General features: G+C 35.7%; 17 protein-coding genes and 2 tRNA genes. 16 read left to right on the forward strand and 3 right to left on the reverse strand.

The features are described from left to right. Nucleotides 1-28: 28 nt before the first annotated feature. Complete coding sequence (locus tag BME96_RS07960; RefSeq protein WP_019376771.1) at nucleotides 29-253, reverse strand: helix-turn-helix domain-containing protein; 225 nt, start codon at nucleotides 251-253, stop codon at nucleotides 29-31. Between the two features lie 221 nt (nucleotides 254-474). Between BME96_RS07960 and BME96_RS07965 the strand changes: the two genes are divergently transcribed. The 8 genes from BME96_RS07965 to BME96_RS08000 all read left to right on the forward strand — a co-directional run bounded on the left by BME96_RS07965 (nucleotide 475) and on the right by BME96_RS08000 (nucleotide 6152). Further along, the gene (locus tag BME96_RS07965) at nucleotides 475-927 is read left to right on the forward strand and encodes a MarR family winged helix-turn-helix transcriptional regulator (RefSeq protein ID WP_019376772.1); all 453 of its coding nucleotides are present in this window, start codon (nucleotides 475-477) and stop codon (nucleotides 925-927) included. 21 nt (nucleotides 928-948) lie between these two features. After that, nucleotides 949-1755 carry a glutamate racemase gene (gene racE / locus BME96_RS07970; RefSeq protein ID WP_071648824.1) on the forward strand — a complete coding sequence of 269 codons (807 nt, stop codon included), beginning with the start codon at nucleotides 949-951 and terminating at the stop codon, nucleotides 1753-1755. Between the two features lie 893 nt (nucleotides 1756-2648). Further along, nucleotides 2649-3725 (forward strand): GerMN domain-containing protein, encoded by a 1077-nt coding sequence (locus BME96_RS07975; RefSeq protein WP_071648825.1) that lies wholly within the window; start codon nucleotides 2649-2651, stop codon nucleotides 3723-3725. A 240-nt stretch (nucleotides 3726-3965) separates the two neighbouring features. After that, nucleotides 3966-4712, forward strand: coding sequence for a ribonuclease PH (rph, locus tag BME96_RS07980; RefSeq protein WP_071648826.1), 747 nt, complete (start codon nucleotides 3966-3968; stop codon nucleotides 4710-4712). 10 nt (nucleotides 4713-4722) lie between these two features. Further along, on the forward strand, nucleotides 4723-5316 hold the full coding sequence (locus BME96_RS07985; RefSeq protein ID WP_060678339.1) for an XTP/dITP diphosphatase: 594 nt from the start codon (nucleotides 4723-4725) through the stop codon (nucleotides 5314-5316). A 26-nt stretch (nucleotides 5317-5342) separates the two neighbouring features. Beyond that, entirely contained in the window at nucleotides 5343-5852 is a 510-nt protein-coding gene (locus BME96_RS07990; RefSeq protein ID WP_060678340.1) for a metallophosphoesterase, read from the forward strand. 139 nt (nucleotides 5853-5991) lie between these two features. Further along, nucleotides 5992-6065, forward strand: a tRNA-Gly gene (locus tag BME96_RS07995). 13 nt (nucleotides 6066-6078) lie between these two features. Continuing rightward, nucleotides 6079-6152: transfer RNA gene (locus BME96_RS08000), tRNA-Arg, on the forward strand. Nucleotides 6153-6429: 277 nt separating this feature from the next. Here BME96_RS08000 and BME96_RS08005 read toward each other — a convergent pair. Then, on the reverse strand, nucleotides 6430-6825 hold the full coding sequence (locus BME96_RS08005; protein ID WP_071648827.1) for a DUF1259 domain-containing protein: 396 nt from the start codon (nucleotides 6823-6825) through the stop codon (nucleotides 6430-6432). Nucleotides 6826-7316: 491 nt separating this feature from the next. Here BME96_RS08005 and BME96_RS08010 point away from each other — a divergent pair, with 491 nt between their 5' ends. The 8 genes from BME96_RS08010 (at nucleotide 7317) to BME96_RS08045 (ending at nucleotide 17616) form a co-directional block, all read left to right on the forward strand. Beyond that, complete coding sequence (locus tag BME96_RS08010; RefSeq protein WP_019376779.1) at nucleotides 7317-8297, forward strand: tetratricopeptide repeat protein; 981 nt, start codon at nucleotides 7317-7319, stop codon at nucleotides 8295-8297. A 133-nt stretch (nucleotides 8298-8430) separates the two neighbouring features. Beyond that, nucleotides 8431-9717, forward strand: a complete 1287-nt coding sequence (tig, locus tag BME96_RS08015) for a trigger factor (protein WP_071648828.1) — start codon at nucleotides 8431-8433, stop codon at nucleotides 9715-9717. Between the two features lie 315 nt (nucleotides 9718-10032). After that, nucleotides 10033-11313, forward strand: a complete 1281-nt coding sequence (gene clpX, locus BME96_RS08020; RefSeq protein ID WP_019376781.1) for an ATP-dependent protease ATP-binding subunit ClpX — start codon at nucleotides 10033-10035, stop codon at nucleotides 11311-11313. A 423-nt stretch (nucleotides 11314-11736) separates the two neighbouring features. Beyond that, the gene (gene lon / locus BME96_RS08025) at nucleotides 11737-14067 is read left to right on the forward strand and encodes an endopeptidase La (RefSeq protein ID WP_019376782.1); all 2331 of its coding nucleotides are present in this window, start codon (nucleotides 11737-11739) and stop codon (nucleotides 14065-14067) included. Continuing rightward, nucleotides 14054-14635, forward strand: coding sequence for a ribosome biogenesis GTP-binding protein YihA/YsxC (yihA, locus tag BME96_RS08030; protein ID WP_071648829.1), 582 nt, complete (start codon nucleotides 14054-14056; stop codon nucleotides 14633-14635). The genes lon and yihA overlap by 14 nt, the downstream gene beginning before the upstream one ends. Before the next feature lie 670 nt (nucleotides 14636-15305). Next, nucleotides 15306-16124, forward strand: a complete 819-nt coding sequence (locus tag BME96_RS08035; protein WP_071648830.1) for a transporter substrate-binding domain-containing protein — start codon at nucleotides 15306-15308, stop codon at nucleotides 16122-16124. 83 nt (nucleotides 16125-16207) lie between these two features. After that, nucleotides 16208-16858 (forward strand): amino acid ABC transporter permease, encoded by a 651-nt coding sequence (locus BME96_RS08040; RefSeq protein ID WP_026041359.1) that lies wholly within the window; start codon nucleotides 16208-16210, stop codon nucleotides 16856-16858. A 17-nt stretch (nucleotides 16859-16875) separates the two neighbouring features. After that, nucleotides 16876-17616: an amino acid ABC transporter ATP-binding protein gene (locus tag BME96_RS08045; RefSeq protein WP_019376787.1), complete on the forward strand. Its 741-nt coding sequence runs from the start codon at nucleotides 16876-16878 to the stop codon at nucleotides 17614-17616. An 84-nt stretch (nucleotides 17617-17700) separates the two neighbouring features. On the opposite strand, the gene BME96_RS08050 is transcribed toward BME96_RS08045, so the two are convergent. Next, on the reverse strand, nucleotides 17701-18180 hold the full coding sequence (locus BME96_RS08050) for a LiaI-LiaF-like domain-containing protein (RefSeq protein ID WP_019376788.1): 480 nt from the start codon (nucleotides 18178-18180) through the stop codon (nucleotides 17701-17703). Nucleotides 18181-18392 lie beyond the last annotated feature (212 nt).

Genomic DNA, 18392 nt, shown 5'->3' on the forward strand with positions numbered 1-18392 from the left:
CCGACTTCCCGAAGGAAAGTCGGTTCTTCTAAAGCTTTAACTCCCCCATGCGCAGGAGCTCAACTACTGCTTGTGAACGCCCCTTGACTCCAAGCTTTTGCATAGCATTAGAAATGTGATTACGGACAGTTTTTTCTGATATAAATAATTCTTGGGCAATTTCTCTTGTTGTTTTGTCTTGTACTAACAATTCAAACACTTCTTTTTCTCGCTTTGTCAGTAATTGCTTCGGTTTATACTCGTTGTCCTTCAAGTGTTAACCCCTCCTTGCTGTCATAGAGCTGCAAATGAAGGGAAATTATTTAGTCAATATAGCGTATGAAGGAAGTTATAAAACAGTGCGTATATTTAGTTTATGGAATGCCCATTATACAAACAACATTTTGAATATGGAATAAAGAAATCTTTGTTATAATAATCTTATGTCGAAAAGACTTATTTTATTTACATATATGCAAGCAGGAGGTAGCTCTTTTGGAAAAAAATTCTTCAACATACACAATAAATAATATAGAACGAACAATGCGCTATATATCTGGGATTATTAAGCAAAATGGCAGAAAGATTTTGACTAATTATCCCATCACTTCACCACAATTTGTTGCCTTACAATGGTTAGTGGAAAATGAGGAACTAACAATTGGTGAGTTATCCAATAAAATCAGCCTTGCTTTTAGCACAACTACTGACTTAGTAGACCGTATGGAGAAAAACGAACTTGTAGAAAGAGTTAAAGATTCAAAAGATAAACGAGTAGTGCGCATTCGCGTTTTGGATAAAGGAAGGCAGATTATACAAGAGGTAATTGAGAAGAGACAAGTTTATTTAGGGGAAGTTTTAGAAGATTTTACTGAAGAGCAAACAGAATCTCTAAACGAATTATTGGATTTTTTACATGAGCAAATGAGGAAAGTAAATAATAAATAATAGCATAAAGAAGGGGAATATATGCAAAGAGCGATTGGTGTTATCGATTCCGGTGTCGGCGGTTTAACAGTAGCATACGAGTTAATGCGTCAACTACCTAAAGAGAAGTTAATCTATATAGGAGATACAAAGAGATGCCCTTATGGCCCAAGATCAGAGCAAGAAGTAAGAGCATTCACATGGGAAATGGTCTCTTTCTTGCTTGAAAAAAATATTAAGTTGTTAGTAATTGCTTGTAATACGGCAACTGCTTTTACACTAAAAGAGTTGCAAGATAAACTGGATATACCTGTATTAGGTGTTATTCAGCCAGGAGCGCGCGCTGCCATAAAGTGGACAAAAAATAATCATGTAGGGGTAATTGGTACAGAAGGTACAATACGCAGCAATGCTTACAAGGATGCCTTGGTAAATATAAACCCTGCAATAACTGTTGATTCTTTAGCATGTCCTATGTTTGTACCTATGGTTGAACAAGGAATAATGTTTGGTGAAAAAGCAGAAAGCGTTGTAAAGGAAACATTAAAACCGTTGAAAAATAATAAAATAATGGATACTTTAATCCTTGGCTGTACACATTATCCATTAATTAAAAATACTATTCAGAAGGAAATGGGAGCAAATATAACAATTATTTCCTCCAGTGAGGAAACAGCAAGAGAAACTAGTGCTTTGCTCTCAATGCATCATTTATTAGCCAATGGCAACAAAAAACCTACTCATGAATTTTATACTACTGGAGAGTTGAAGATATTTAGCAAAATATCAGAAACCATTTTTAAAAAGTCAAATTTCAAACGTGTACGTATTGAGAAGGCGATGATTTAATAAAAGTCAGAATCCATAACTACAAATGGGTTCTGACTTTGTTGTTTAAGAACTATGAAATTTTAATTCAATGATATTAAGTAAATGGTGTTTTTTTAACAAATTCGCAAAATAGATATACTACGTCGTATCTTGTGGAAAATGGAGTAATTCAATTTGCAAAGGAAGCACCCATTGATTTGCGTTTCAGGCGGACGCTTTCCGCCGGCATGGCCTCAGCCGCTTCCTCCGCTACGCTCCGTCCAGGGTCTTCGCCTCATGCTATTCCGGCAGGAGTCGCCGCCCTCCACTCCAATCAATTCGTACACAGCATATTAAGGGTATGCAGACGCAATTTTTCTTCCTAGGTATAATAGTAAATAGTAGCGAAGGAAAAATACGGAGACTCCTGGGGGAGATGAGGCATAGATGAGACCCCGGAATGCGTAGTATTTTTCCGTAGCGGTGTTATTTAGCTATTTTATATTAATTGGGAAATAAGTTTTCACTACGTCGCAGTTTCCTCCAACTGCGTAGAAATGCAATTGCCTTTAGAAGTCTAGTAATATACAGTTCCGGCTCACCAATTGAACCATGTGTTAATAGATGGGAATAGACAGCCATTGTTTTACCTATTTTATAGATTCTGATCCAGCTATTTCAACACTAAGTATTTTTAAATACATGTTCTATAAACTTCCTTTGTCTTTATCTTCTTAAATATGGAAGAGCACCCATTGAAAGCCACCTTAATTTAAATAGCGAATATTTCACTCCATCTCCATTCATATGTTAAGGCAAAGGGAGCCTACTTATTTTTCTTATGTTTTTTTAAATAAATTTTAAGTTGAATGGTCTATTTTAATGCATAGCTCGTATATATAGTAGTACAAACCATCATAGGGGGTAGAGACATGCTGAAGCGCGGTTTAATTGTAACAGGTGCTGTAACGCTTTCGATTATATTGACAGGATGTTTTCAGGGAGAACAGTCTTTAGAGGAAATGGATCCACCAAAAAATGCTGAGGAAGTTGATAAACTGGAAAACCCTGAACAAGAAAGTGAAGCTAAGGAAAATAAGGAAGCAAGTGGAGAGGAAGCTCCAGCCGAAATGGTTGCTCGCCAATTATATTTAATTGATGCGAACGGAATGGTTGCAGCTCAAACAGTAGAATTACCTAAACCAGAAACAAATGAAGTAGCTAGTCAGGTGTTAGAGTACTTAGTGAAAGGTGGACCTGTTACGTCTGTTTTGCCAAATGGGTTTCAGGCAGTCCTGCCAGAAGGTACAGAAATATTAGGATTGGATTTACAGGAAGACGGCACCATGGTTGTAGATGTTTCGAAAGAATTTGAGAACTATAAAGCAGAAGAGGAATTAAAAATACTTGAATCGATGACACATACGCTAACTCAGTTTGATAACGTGGATAAGATACAACTTAGGGTAAATGGTTACCCATTAAGTGAAATGCCTGTAAACGGGACTCCGATCAATGAGGGTTATTCCAAGGCTAATGGGGTTAACATAACAGATACAGACACACTTGACTTGATTGGAAGTAAACCAGTAACAATGTATTATCCAACCCAGCATAATGAAAACCGCTACTATGTACCAGTAACTCAATATATTGAAACAGATAGTGAAAATACGTACCAATCTATTGTCCAGGCACTACTTGAAGGACCTGGATTTAATACAAACGTAAAGCACGTATTTAATGCGAAGACATTAATTACAAAAGCACCTAAATTAGAGGATGGCGTGTTAGAAATAGAGTTTAGTAAAGATATACTAAAAGATCAAGAGAAGTCAATGATCTCAGATGAGGTTATGGAAACTTTAGTTCGTACTCTTACGGAACAGCAATCAATCGATGCCGTGAAAGTAAGTGTAGAGGGAATTGAAAAAATAGTTAACGAGAACGGAGAAGCCTATAGCAAACCTGTAACAAAACAAACTTTTATGCCTACTGAAAAACTTTAGGAAGGAGGGGCTTTTATAAGCCTCTTCTTTTTCTTCTTTCTTAAAAATAGCCTGTATTATCCTGTGTGCTTTCATGTGGCTGTTACTTTTGATTTATAAATGGGTTCAGTTAATCGACCCTATCCAGACTTTCAATTTCTAAGGCCTGCACTTTAACTAATTATGTTCCCGATTATGTATTAACATGTTGATTTACGGAAAAATATGTTAAGCTAATTGATGAAACAAGGAGGAATTTAAATGAGAAACGATCAAAGAAATTCAGATAATTTACGTGCTATTAAGATAACAACAGAGTATATAAACCATCCTGAAGGCTCTGTACTAATTGAGGTAGGAAATACAAAAGTCATATGTAATGCAAGTATTGAAGATAGAGTTCCTCCATTTATGCGTGGGCAGGGGAAAGGGTGGATCACTGCGGAATATGCAATGCTTCCCCGAGCCACAGAACAAAGGAATATTAGGGAGTCCTCAAAAGGAAAAGTAAGCGGCCGAACCATGGAAATACAACGATTAATAGGAAGAGCTTTACGCTCTGTTGTTGACCTGGAGAAAATTGGGGAACGTACTGTTTGGGTGGATTGTGACGTAATTCAAGCTGATGGTGGTACACGTACTGCGTCCATTACCGGTGCATTTGTTGCAGTGGTGCTGGCATTTGGTGAATTGCTTAATAAAGGTACCATTAGTAAAATGCCTGTGAAAGACTTTCTTGGTGCAACATCGGTTGGTGTCTTATCTAATGGAACGGAAATACTGGATCTCAACTATTTAGAAGACTCTGAAGCACAAGTTGATATGAATGTTGTCATGACTGGAACAGGAGAGTTTGTGGAAATACAAGGTACTGGAGAAGAAGCAACGTTCACCAATGCTCAGTTAATGAGAATGTTGAAGCTAGCAAATGATGGACTGCAAGAAATTTTTCAAATTCAACGCAATACGCTTGGTGACTTGTCCGATAGAATTGGAGAAACGAAATAAGGGTGAAAACATGAAGGAAATAATTATTGCGACAAAGAATAAAGGGAAAGCAGAGGAGTTTAAAAGTTTTTTTGGGAAGTATGGTATAAGCATAAAATCGCTGTTAGATTTTCAAGAAGTGATGCCAGATGTGGAAGAAACAGGCATTACCTTCAAGGAAAATGCCGCACTGAAGGCAGAAGAGATTTCTACAATGCTTTCCATTCCTGTTTTGGCCGACGACTCTGGTTTGGTCATTGATGCGCTAAATGGAGAGCCTGGTATCTACTCGGCTAGGTATGCGGGTGAACCTAAAAACGACCAGGCTAATATGAATAAAGTATTGAAAGAATTACAAGATGTGCCAAAAAACAAAAGAAAGGCTAGATTTGTGTGTGTTCTGGCTATAGCAATTCCGGGAGAGGCAACAGTGTTTCGCGAAGGATATTGTGAAGGAGAAATAGCCTTTTCTCCTCGAGGAGCGCACGGTTTCGGATATGATCCGATATTTATTCCTCAAGGCTATAATAAAACGATGGCTGAACTTTCTGCACAACAAAAAAATGAAATTAGCCATCGTAGGAATGCGATTAATCAATTGGAAGACTGGATAAAAAATATATAAGAACATCTAAAAAGGTAGGTATATATATGACACGCGTGTTAATCATTAGTGACAGCCATGGACTTACTAGTGAAATTTTATCGGTCAGAGACAGGGAAAACGCAGATTATATGATCCATTGTGGAGATTCGGAATTAGACGCTGATGCTGATGAATTAGATCAGTTTTATGTTGTTGGAGGGAATTGCGACTTTGATAATCGATATCCAACGGAACAAACGTTAACAATAAACGGAGTAACCTTTTGTGTTGTGCATGGTCACCTGCACCAAGTCAAATCAAATTTATTAACACTTGGTTATCGAGCTAAAGAACTAGGTGCCCAGGTTATTTGCTTTGGTCATACTCATATTGCAGGTGCTGAACAAGTGGGGAGTCAGCTGTTTATTAATCCGGGAAGCATCCGCTTACCGAGAGGACGTAAAGAAGCTACTTATGCAATAATGGAGTGGGAAACATCTTCTAATATTACCGTCTCTTTTTATGAAGAGAGCGGAGAACCTATAACCGAATTATTTTATAATGCATCTTTTTAAAATAAAAAAGCTTATCAGTCTCTTATGGGAGGGATTGATAAGTTTTTAAAAAAAGTTATTTAATGTGTTGACAAATCTTTAAATAAAACATATAATGATTCTTGTCCGTTAAAAAAGTTCATTTTAATTTTTTCTATTTGCGGGTGTAGTTTAGTGGTAAAACCTCAGCCTTCCAAGCTGATGATGAGGGTTCGATTCCCTTCACCCGCTCCATACATAACTTTTTGTCCCAGTAGCTCAGCTGGATAGAGCAACAGCCTTCTAAGCTGTGGGTCGCAGGTTCGAATCCTGCCTGGGACGTCATTAAAACAATCCAGAGTAAGATAAAGACACAGAGGATCACTTATGAACATTGAAATATCAGTGTTTGTAAGTGATCTTTTATTTTGTGGGATTAATTTTAAATAAGGTCGTTTGTGTAAAGTTTTTACACAAATTTTACACAAGAAATTACAACATCATTTTATTGAAGATAATTGACGGACAGTTAAAAACCAGTAACGGTTACGATTAATAAGATTGAAAAGTATTTGAAGTGGAATAATAAAATAGAGAGGGGCACCTCTTTAAATAGAGGCTATTTTTCTTTCAATACACTAAACGCATTTGCAAATTTTTGAGCAAATGTGATGGGATGTTCAATAGATTGAGCATGAACATATAATACGGATGGGTTAGTGAATATCCAATGGTTATGAATTGCACTAACAGTTAAATTGTTTTTGGCTAAATTATCGACAAATAGGGGGAGCTCTTCTTGAAGTACTGCTACTTCAGCTAAGTTTAGAGCGTTTCCATTGGCCTCCATTGATTCAAAAGTTATTTCCGCTGTAAGAATACTCTTACTTGTTCTACCAAATACGGTGACATTAAGATTACGGCCTATATCTGCAGTACAAGCACCATCTTTTATTTTGGGCTTGCCGTTAACGATTTGTGCATATTGTTGGCAAATATATTGAAAATTTTCCATTTGTCTTTCACCTCTATTTTATGATATGACTTAGCTTGAAATTTATGCAAGGGAAGATAAATTAAAATAAGAGTTAAGGAAAGATGATATAAAACTACCAACAGATCCTCTATATTTTTTTGTCTTAATAAGACCAAATAAGACTAACCAACTGCTCCTAAAAAACAAGATGTAATTATTCCTTGAAAAGTTCCCATTTAATGTTAACATAAAAGAGTATATCTCTAATGAAATTTTTGAGAGCTATGTTATAATCTTTTTACATATATTTTACAAAAGCTGATGACGATCCAATCGTTTAGACGAGCTTCTACCTTTTATATATGTCCGCCTTGAGACGTCACCAAGGAGAAACCTACTTGTTGGTTTCTCCTTTTTTCACTATAACTCTCCTTCCTAGTTTGTTTAGATTCAATGGTGAAGGGGAATGTATATGAAATAGAAAAACATAGATACTAGTACTACATCATGGAAAAGAAAGGAGGAAAGTAATGGAGCACCACACAAGTAATGTAATCCTTTTTCCTAAGTGGAAAAGTGTTTTAGAGGAAGAAAGTCTTCAGGCACTAAAGGAAAAGAGGTATGAACAGGCATTAATTAAGCTTGATGAATTAATAAGCTACCAGGTAGATAGTCATGAGGTTATGGTAGGGAAGTTGATTTGTCTTATGGAATTAGGTAGAGAGAATGAGGCACAAGAAATATGTGAAGGTTTATTACAAAATAGAGACCAGCATTACTATCACTATCTTCATGTATATTTAACACTGTTATTTCAAACGAATCAATATCAATTACTTATGGAGCAAGTGGAGGATGAATATGCCTCTGGGAAAACTCCGATCGAAATGAAAGAGCAATTTGACCAGCTTTACAATATGAGTAAAAAGATGCAGCTAGATGTAACAATTGATAGATCAACTACATATATGAATGAACTTGAACAAGCAGTAGTTCATAAAAATCATGCAGAACAGTGGAGAATAATAGATAAATTACGTAATATAGATATGCAACCATCCGAAAAAGTGATTATTTATCTGGCCGATGAAGAAATACATCCGGTAAATAAAACAGCCTTGTTTTGTTGGCTTCAGCAAAGTGAGCTTGAAACGGCTGTTACTATAAACAAATTGGGACATACGGTGAATGTTGTTCCTATGGATACAGAGCAAATGATGGAGCAAGTTTTTATTAAAGAAATTGTTCTTCTATTACGCGATCTGGAACAACAAAATCCATCTATGTTTCAGTTGATAAATAAGCTACTGTATCGATATGCTTATGTTCGTTATCCGCTATCACCTCCTCCCGAAGATATAGAGCATATCGCTAATGCCATAATAATGATTGGCAAGGAGTATGTTAGTATACATAATTTGTTAGAAGCAGATAAAAATGATAGAGTAAATAAATATATAGAAGAAATTAAGTTTTGTGAAGCACTCTATCTAAGTATTATTGAAGAATGAATGGATTAAATAGAAATGCTTGAAAGGCATATTAATTATGTTATAATAAGATGGTTGTAAATTTGAAAAATGCTTTGTTTATAGTAAACGGACGTTAAAAATGTATGAAACAATAGATTTTGGAGGGAAACTTATGTCAGCAAAATGGGAAAAGCAAGAAGGAAATGAAGGAGTCTTAACAATTGAAGTATCACCGGAGGAATTTGATAAAGCTTTGGATCAAGCATTCAAAAAAGTATCCAAAGATGTGCAAATTCCCGGCTTTCGTAAAGGGAAAATTCCTCGTAAGATTTTTGAAAACCGTTTTGGTGTAGAATCTTTATATCAGGATGCTGTAGATATTGTACTACCTGATGCTTATATGAAAGCTATCGAAGAAACAAATATTGAGCCTGTAGCACAGCCTGAAGTTGATATTGAAACAATTGAACAAGGAAAGCCTTTAGTTTTCACTGCTAAAGTAACTGTAAAACCAGAAGTTAAGCTTGGTGAATACAAAGGTCTTGAAGTAGAAGAACAGTCCGTTGAAGTAACAGATGAGGATGTAGAAAAAGAAATAGAGCATCAACGTGAGCATCATGCTGAGCTAGTTGTGAAAGAAGAAGGTACTGTTGAAGAGGGTGACACTGTAGTAATCGATTTCGAAGGTTTTCTTGGTGACGAACCTTTCGAAGGTGGAAAAGGTGAAAATCATTCCTTGGAAATTGGATCTGGACAATTCATTCCAGGATTCGAAGAACAATTGGTAGGAAAGAAAGCAGAAGAAGATACAGAAATCTCCTTAACTTTCCCTGAAGACTATCATGCAGAAGAGTTGGCAGGTAAAGAAGCAACTTTTAAAGTTAAAATTCATGAGATTAAATCTAAAGAACTACCTGAATTGGATGATGAATTCGCTAAAGATGTAGATGAAGAAGTAGAGACACTTGATGAGCTTAAAAAGAAGAAAAAAGAAGAACTAGAAGAACAAAAGAAACAAGAAGCAGAAAATCAGAAGCGTGAAACACTTCTTGAAAAAGCATCTGAAAATACGGAAGTAGTTATTCCAGAAGCAATGGTAGATACAGAGTTAGATCAAATGGTTAAAGAATTTGAACAACGTCTGCAAATGCAAGGAATGACTCTTGAAATGTACTCTCAGTTCTCTGGTCAAGACGTTGACGCATTAAAAGAGCAAATGAAAGAAGATGCAGAGAAACGAGTTAAAACAAATCTTACTTTAGAAGCAATCGTGGAAAATGAAGATCTTGAAGTGTCTGAAGATGACTTGAACGCTGAGTTGGAAAACATGGCTTCTATGTACGGAACAGATGTTGAGCAATTGAAACAAATGCTTGGCGGAAATACAGATGCACTTAAAGGTGAACTTAAAATGAGAAAAGCAATTGATTTCTTAGTTGAGAACAGTAAAACTGTATAATAACTCTACTAAAAGGTTTAATTGCAGTTGAATAAGGTTAATATGAAAACAAGGTGCTATAAACGCACCTTGTTTTCATATTAAGTCAGATTGAAGTTGAAGCGTATATATATTCATTTTTGTCATATAGTATAAGAAGCCTAAATTGAAATATACAAGTTAAGCTGATGAACCAGAAATGGAAAATATATGTTTTATTAACAATTTTAAAGTATATTGTTTTGTTTTTTATTTTTGATCTGATATGATGACTATAAAAGTTGAATCCTGAATAAGTGTTTAGGAGTAGATTTAAACTTTTAGGGGTGAAGTGTATTGTTTAAATTTAATGAAGAAAAAGGACAATTAAAGTGCTCGTTTTGTGGTAAAAGTCAAGATCAGGTTCGTAAGTTAGTTGCCGGTCCAGGCGTTTATATATGCGATGAATGTATTGAACTTTGCACTGAAATAGTGGAAGAGGAATTGGGAACTGAAGAGGAAACCGAGCTCAAGGAAATTCCCAAACCAAAAGAAATATGTGAAACGCTGGACGATTATGTAATTGGTCAGGATAAAGCAAAGAAGAATTTATCTGTAGCGGTTTATAACCATTATAAACGGATAAATTCCCCTAAGACTTCAACTGACGATGTAGAACTTTCAAAGAGTAATATTGCGATGCTTGGACCTACAGGTAGTGGTAAAACTCTACTTGCTCAAACCCTAGCCAGAATTATTAATGTACCTTTTGCGATGGCAGATGCAACATCATTGACAGAGGCAGGCTATGTAGGTGAAGATGTAGAGAATATTCTTCTTAAATTAATTCAAGCAGCAGATTATGATGTTGAAAAGGCAGAAAAAGGAATCATTTATATTGATGAAATCGATAAAGTTGCTCGTAAGTCAGAAAATCCATCGATTACTCGAGACGTTTCCGGAGAAGGTGTACAGCAGGCGTTACTGAAAATTCTTGAAGGTACAGTTGCAAGTGTTCCACCACAAGGCGGACGTAAACATCCTCATCAAGAGTTCATTCAAATTGATACAACCAACATTCTATTCATAGTTGGCGGTGCTTTCGACGGAATTGATCAAGTGATTAAACGTCGTCTTGGAAAGAAAGTTATTGGCTTTGGTGCAAACGAAAAACAACAAGATTTAGAAATGGGAGAATTGCTTTCAAAGGTATTACCTGAAGACCTCCTTCGTTATGGTTTAATACCTGAGTTCATAGGGAGAATTCCAGTTATTGGCAGTCTGACGCCGTTAGATGAGGATGCATTGGTTGAAATTCTAACTAAGCCGAAGAACGCTTTGGTCAAGCAATATGAAAAATTATTCCAAATCGATAATGTTGAATTGGAATTTGAAGAAGAATCGTTACGTGAGATTGCTAAAAAAGCAATAGAAAGAAAAACCGGTGCTCGTGGTCTTCGCTCTATTATAGAAGGCATTATGCTTGATGTAATGTTTGAGTTGCCTTCCAGAGAAGACATTGAGAGATGTATTATTACAAAAAATACAGTATTGGATGAAGACGGTAGTCCGAAACTGGTATTTAGAGACGGTACAGTTAAAGAAGGAAATAAGAAGCTACCAAAAGAGAGTGCTTAATTTATAAAATCTAAAGAAGGAGACTGGCTAGTCGTTTCAATTAGAAATGGCTGTAGTCAGTCTTTTTCATTGCAGAATTAATTTTTATAAAAGTTGGTCCAATGATTAGGTCTGGATTGAAAGATCTAAATTCTCATTCTATTTGGTGGAAGTTTAATAATAAAATAATACATATGCTAAAGGTAATAAAATATTTTGTTTAGAACGGAATATTTTATCCGAAATTCTACAATCGGTGTTCTGATTTGTTTCTAAATTACATGTTTAGTATAATTTTGAAGGTGAATACTAAAAGTAGCTAATTGATTGCTTTAAGAAGTTGAGCTTTACAACATTAAGAGTATTATTTAGACTTTAAGAACATATGAACCAAAGAAAACGATTAAAATCTGTATAGATTACATAAAAATTGGAGGAATAAAAATGACAAAAGAGACTATTCAACTACCCCTCCTTCCATTACGAGGTTTGCTTGTCTTTCCATCCATGGTGTTGCACCTGGATGTAGGACGAGATAAATCAATTGCTGCTTTGGAAAAAGCGATGATGGGTGACCAAACCATTTTTCTGGCTGCTCAAAAGAAAGTTAGTATAGATGAGCCTGATCCAGATGAAATCTTTCAAGTGGGTACTGTAGCAAAAGTTAATCAAATGCTTAAGCTCCCCAATGGCACAATCAGGGTTTTAGTGGAAGGGTTATATCGAGCGGAAATCGAGCGGTTTATTGAAGATAATGATGAATTCATGGTTGAATTTGTGAAACTTGAAGAAGTGCATGAAAATGAAAATGAAGAAGAAGCATTAATGCGTTCTTTATTAGAGCAATTTGAGCAATACACAAAAATATCTCGTAAGGTAACGAAAGACATTTATTCTACTGTAGCAGATATTGAAGAACCTGGAAGACTTGCTGATATTATAACCTCCCATTTGACTTTGCGAATTAACGAGAAACAAGAACTATTGGAAATGACTAATGTTCGTAAAAGACTACAAAGACTTGTGAAATTAATCTCTAATGAGAAAAAAGTAATCGATTTAGAGAAAAAGATAGGGGCACGCGTAAAAACTTCAATGGAGAAGACTCAAAAAGAGTATTATCTACGGGAACAGTTGAAAGCTATTCAACAAGAACTTGGGGAGAAAGATGGTAAAAGCGGTGAGGTAAATGAACTTAGGGAAAAGATAGAGCAGTCTGATATGCCTGAACATATTAGGCATGTAGCCACCAAGGAACTAGGTCGTTTTGAAAAAGTACCTCAAAGTTCTGCCGAAAGTTCTGTTATTAGAAATTATTTAGATTGGCTATTACAATTACCATGGACAAACGCTACAGAAGATACTATTGATATTCAACGTGCAGAGGGTATTTTGAATCACGATCATTATGGCTTAGAAAAAGTAAAAGAACGTATTCTAGAATACCTTGCTGTACAAAAATTGACGAATTCAATAAAGGGGCCTATTCTTTGCCTAGTGGGACCTCCTGGGGTTGGTAAAACTTCGTTAGCCAAGTCAATTGCAAGATCTATTAACCGGAATTTTGTACGTATTTCCTTAGGTGGAGTACGAGATGAAGCTGAAATTAGGGGACATAGAAGAACTTATATTGGAGCAATGCCTGGGCGGATTATCCAGGGTATGAAAAAAGCTAAAACAATCAATCCAGTCTTTCTATTGGACGAGCTTGATAAAATGTCAAATGACTTTAGAGGAGACCCTTCATCAGCTATGCTGGAAGTTTTAGACCCTGAACAAAATAATAGCTTTAGTGATCACTTCATCGAAGAAACATATGATTTATCAAATGTTCTTTTTATTGCAACGGCTAACTATGTAAATAATATACCCGGTCCACTTCTTGATCGTATGGAACTTATTTCTATCGCTGGTTATACAGAGGTGGAAAAACTGCACATTGCGAAGGAGCATTTACTACCTAAGCAACTGAAAGAAAATGGGTTAAAGAAAGCCAATCTACAAGTAAGAGACGAAGCATTATTGAAACTGATCCGTAGGTACACTAGAGAAGCAGGAGTTCGTAATTTAGAAAGACAACTAGCAGCGTTGTGTAGAAAAGCTGCTAAAATTATTATTTCGAATGAAAAGAAAAGAGTTATTATTACGGAAAACAGCTTGGAAGAGTTGCTCGGAAAACCAGTTTACAGATATGGATTAATGGAAAAAGAAGATCAGGTAGGTACTGCTACTGGTCTTGCTTATACTTCTGCTGGGGGAGATACGCTTTCTATCGAAGTATCACATTACCCAGGAAAAGGTAAATTAACCTTAACAGGAAAATTAGGTGAAGTGATGCAAGAATCTGCTCAAGCAGCGTTTAGTTATATTAGATCAAGAGCAGAAGAATTAAATATTGACCCTGATTTCCATCAGAAATTTGATATTCATATCCATGTTCCTGAAGGGGCTACGCCAAAAGACGGTCCATCAGCTGGGATAACGATGGCAACTGCGCTGGTTTCTTCTCTTACAGGAAGAGCTGTAAGTAAAGAAGTAGGCATGACAGGAGAAATTACACTAAGGGGCAGGGTATTGCCAATAGGCGGATTAAAAGAGAAATCGTTAAGTGCTCATAGAGCTGGAATTAGAACAATTATTATTCCGCAAGAAAACGAAAAAGATATCGAGGACATACCTGAAAGTGTCCGTAAAGATCTAACTTTTATACCTGTTAGTCACTTGGATCAAGTATTGGAACACGCTTTAGTGGGGGAGAACAATGAAAATAACTAATGCTGAAATTGTAATTAGTGCGGTTAGTCAAAAACAATATCCAAATGATCAGTTACCGGAAATTGCTTTGGCAGGTCGTTCTAATGTGGGTAAATCATCCTTTATTAATACTATAATAAACCGGAAAAATTTAGCGAGAACTTCTTCAAAACCTGGGAAAACACAAACTCTTAATTTTTATAAATTAAATAATGCATTTTACTTTGTTGATGTTCCCGGATATGGTTACGCAAAGGTTTCAAAGAAAGAGAGAGAAAAATGGGGCAAGATGATGGAAGAGTATTTTCAGACAAGGGATACTTTAAATGCTGTCATCCTCATTACTGATGTAAGACATGAGCCAACTTCAGATGATATCCAAATGTATGATTTTCTAAAGTATTATCAGCTTCCAGTCATTGTGGTTGCAACAAAATTGGATAAGGTTCCAAAGAATAAAATAGATGCCCGTTTAAAGAGAACAAAAGAAACATTAGAAATGGAAGCAGATGATTATCTATTGCCATTCTCGGCAGAAAAAGGATACGGAAAAGAAGAAGCATGGAATCTTCTAAAGAAATTTATTTAATATTATTGCTATCGAAGAATAAACAAAAACTTCGATAGCTTTTTTATTTATAATTATTTAAATGGATGGTTTTAATATGTAGGCAGGTATTATCCGATGATTCGCAAAATGGATAAACTATTAAGTAATTTGTGAGAATGGAGTAATTCATTTTACAGAGGAAGCACCCATTGATTTACGTTTCAGGCGGACGCTTTCACATCCCCGGGTACAAGTGCAACATCGGGCTCCTCTTTATCTCGCAGTGTCTTCTTTGCCGCCCGGCATGGCATCAGCCGCCCCCGAAAAGCGCAGTGTTTTTCCGTAGCGGTGTTATTTAGCTATTTTATATTAACTGAGAAATAAGTTTTTCTCTAATGAGCAGTTTACTCCAACTATAAATAACAGAGATAACCTTGTCCGCCTATCAGTTGCAATATAGCAAAATTTTTAAACTACAGACAGTCAATTTTGGGTAAAATTCAAAAAAGTTTAATTGTTCAGTATTATATTTTAGCATTTTGGGGTATATGTAAGGTGGATGGAGTTATTATCGCTATGCTAGTATATATGGGAGTATATGGGCTTATATCAAATTTTCAGGCACTTGGTTCTTTTTCCCACTGCTTGTATACTTAATAGTACAGTTTAGCGAAAGAGAAAAAATACCTAGTGAAAGGAATTTTAGCGAATGAAAAGACTGAATATTGCGTTAATATTAGTTATAATTACTCTAATGTTGGCAGCCTGTGGTGCTGAAAATGAAACAGAAGCAGATACTTCCTCAGCTCAGAACGGAAAAGAAGATAACTACAATCTCGTGGAGAAAGGAAAATTGACTTTTGCTGCTTCCGGAGAATTCAAACCTTTTAGTTATATGGAAGGAAGCAAAATGGTAGGTTACGACATTGCAGTGGCTGAAGCTATCGCTGAAAAACTTGGATTAGAAGCTGTGCAACAAAAAGCTAAATTTTCAGGGATTGTTACAGGTGTTAACCAAGGTCGTTATGATATCGCGGTCGCAAGTCATACAATTACCGACGAAAGATTAGAGCAAGTGAACTTTTCGGACCCTTATTATTATTCAGGGCCGGTTATTTATACAAGGACTGATAGTGATATTGAAAAAGCTAATGATCTAAAAGGAAAAGAAATCTCCGTGTCACGAGGTTCTACATATGTGGAAATGGCTCAAGAATATACAGATAATATACCACAGGTAGACAGTGATGTAGTTGCACTGCAATCATTGGCAAAAGGACATCATGATGCAGTAATAACAGATGATATTACTGGAAAAACAGCAATTGAGAATGGTTTAGATATTGAAAATCGCGGTCAGTTAGGTGTTAGTGAACAAGCTGTAGCTGTAGCTAAAGATGACCAAAAACTACTTGAGGATATAAATAATGCACTTAAAGAATTGAAAGAAAGTGGCGAACTGGCAGCATTAGCGGAAAAATGGGTGGGCGTAGATATTACTGAGAAACCAGAGGAGATAGAAGAATAATCTACTTGTCTGTAACGTGCGCAGTATATGCGCACGTTTGTGTTTATATGGATATAAGGGAGTGGATAAGTTTGGCAGCAATTATGCATTTTTTTGATGTGTTTATAAATAGTTATGATGTTTTCCTTGATGGATTATGGATAACCTTCAAATTATCACTAGCCTCTTTGGTCATAGCTTTTTTTATAGGTTTGTTTTTTGCAGTATTAAAAATATCGAATATTAGGATTCTTGAATGGATTGCTGATGCTTACATTTGGATTGTTAGAGGCACACCCTTAATCGTTCAAATTTTTATCCTGTTTTATGGTTTAACAGACATATTATTAATACCAATGTTTTGGGCAGGAGTAGCTGGACTTGCTTTTCATAGTGGGGCATATATAGCTGAAATAATTCGAGGTGCAATTCAGTCAATTGAAAAAGGACAGAGGGAAGCAGGGAGATCGCTTGGAATGAGTACAAGTTTAACTATGCGAAGAATCATCCTTCCGCAAGCATTTAGAAGAGCAGTCCCATCTCTAGGTAATCAGTTTATTATTGGCATAAAGGATTCCTCCTTAGTTTCCTTTATCGGGATGCAGGATTTATTTGGAGTAGCAAGTACAATGGGGTCAAATAGTTTTGATTACTTATCATACTTCTTTACAGTTGCAGTATATTATTTATTCATTGTATTAGTATTAACCGTATTGGTTAACAGAATTGAAAAAAGATTGGCAGTAAGTGACTAAAAGGGGGGAAGAGCACAATGGATAATAAAAAGGAAATTATTCGTGTAGATCAATTAAATAAGTCATTTGGTGATTTGCACGTATTAAAGGATATTGATTTGACAGTTATGGAAAGTGAGGTTGTCGTATTAATTGGGGCTAGTGGTTCAGGGAAAAGTACATTACTCCGTTGCTTAAATTTTTTGGAAATGAAAAATGGTGGAGATATTTTTCTGGATGGAGAGAAAATCAACAAAAGTACCCATGATTTAAATGATATTAGACAACGGGTGGGCATGGTGTTTCAGCACTTCAATCTTTTTCCACATAAAACTGTTCTCGGTAACGTAATTGAAGCTCCTATTCATGTGAAAGGAGAGAATAAAGCAAATGCTATAAAGGAAGGGAAAAAACTATTGGATAAAGTAGGTTTGGAAGATAAATATGATGTTTATCCTTCTACTTTATCTGGCGGACAAAAACAACGAGTAGCTATTGCTCGTGCCCTTGCAATGAAACCGGAAGTTATGTTGTTTGATGAGCCGACATCTGCTTTGGATCCAGAGTTGGTCGGTGAAGTTCTTTCTACAATGAAGGAACTTGCTGAAGAAGGAATGACAATGGTAGTAGTCACCCACGAAATGGGGTTTGCACGAGAAGTAGGTGATTGGGTTGTATATATGCATGATGGAAGGATCATTGAATATGGTCACCCGAACGAAATATTTGATCAACCAAGAGAAGAGCGAACTAGATCCTTTATAAGCTCCGTACTATAGCATTCAACCAATCTAAAAAAAGAACCTCGTCTTAAAGGGGCTCTTTTTTTAGATAGAATTTTTGCTTTATTATGTTAAAAGAATCTACTTCTTTCTCTTTAATAAATAGATTCCGAGAATAATAAGGATAATCGGCCAAAATCTTTCCCCATAATCAATTAATACATAGACCCATGTCAGCCATTCCGGTAATTGAACAGAAAATATGAATACTAGAGCTATACTAATGAGTAATAATCCAGGAAATAACCCTTCTTTGGTTTGCGTGAATTTAATAAGAAAGGCGATTCCTATTATTAATAAATAAACACCCCAATGATCGATCCAAAAAGAATAATTTTGTACTCCGTGAAAATGAATACCAAAACCAAGCAAAATTGTTCCAACAAATAAATTTTGATGTTGCTTTGTTGTGTAACTATGTATAAGAAAAGCTAATCCAATAATAATAAGTAGTGTCTGCCATGAATAAAAATTGGTGATAATAGGTAATCGCAATTCTTTTAGCAAAAAGTAAATACCAATGCCAATGATGATATAAGCCGCTAAGCTATTCTTCCTCATATATTCACCCCATTTTACCATCTTGTTTTCTTGCTATATGTAATTCAATGTGATAAAGTACATTCGGGTTACACAATTTACAATATAGTTACGTATCATCTTAACATATAGTTTCAGAATGTGTTCACATTTTAGCTGAAACTCATGTTTCATCCATGTTATAATTAGTATTGACTGAGATTTATTTTATATAAGTGGGATATAATATTAGT

Origin of the sequence: Virgibacillus halodenitrificans, assembly GCF_001878675.1 — a bacterium.
Lineage (GTDB): Bacteria > Bacillota > Bacilli > Bacillales > Amphibacillaceae > Virgibacillus_Q > Virgibacillus_Q halodenitrificans.

Bases quoted from the DNA above. Each gene is read 5' to 3' on its own strand.
- BME96_RS08050 (WP_019376788.1), bottom strand. From the start codon at position 18,180: ATGAGGAAGAATAGCTTAGCGGCTTATATCATCATTGGCATTGGTATT.
- yihA (WP_071648829.1), top strand. From the start codon at position 14,054: ATGAAAATAACTAATGCTGAAATTGTAATTAGTGCGGTTAGTCAAAAA.
- BME96_RS07990 (WP_060678340.1), top strand. From the start codon at position 5,343: ATGACACGCGTGTTAATCATTAGTGACAGCCATGGACTTACTAGTGAA.
- lon (WP_019376782.1), top strand. From the start codon at position 11,737: ATGACAAAAGAGACTATTCAACTACCCCTCCTTCCATTACGAGGTTTG.
- rph (WP_071648826.1), top strand. From the start codon at position 3,966: ATGAGAAACGATCAAAGAAATTCAGATAATTTACGTGCTATTAAGATA.
- BME96_RS07975 (WP_071648825.1), top strand. From the start codon at position 2,649: ATGCTGAAGCGCGGTTTAATTGTAACAGGTGCTGTAACGCTTTCGATT.
- BME96_RS08035 (WP_071648830.1), top strand. From the start codon at position 15,306: ATGAAAAGACTGAATATTGCGTTAATATTAGTTATAATTACTCTAATG.
- racE (WP_071648824.1), top strand. From the start codon at position 949: ATGCAAAGAGCGATTGGTGTTATCGATTCCGGTGTCGGCGGTTTAACA.
- BME96_RS08010 (WP_019376779.1), top strand. From the start codon at position 7,317: ATGGAGCACCACACAAGTAATGTAATCCTTTTTCCTAAGTGGAAAAGT.
- tig (WP_071648828.1), top strand. From the start codon at position 8,431: ATGTCAGCAAAATGGGAAAAGCAAGAAGGAAATGAAGGAGTCTTAACA.
- BME96_RS08005 (WP_071648827.1), bottom strand. From the start codon at position 6,825: ATGGAAAATTTTCAATATATTTGCCAACAATATGCACAAATCGTTAAC.
- BME96_RS08045 (WP_019376787.1), top strand. From the start codon at position 16,876: ATGGATAATAAAAAGGAAATTATTCGTGTAGATCAATTAAATAAGTCA.
- BME96_RS08040 (WP_026041359.1), top strand. From the start codon at position 16,208: ATGCATTTTTTTGATGTGTTTATAAATAGTTATGATGTTTTCCTTGAT.
- BME96_RS07985 (WP_060678339.1), top strand. From the start codon at position 4,723: ATGAAGGAAATAATTATTGCGACAAAGAATAAAGGGAAAGCAGAGGAG.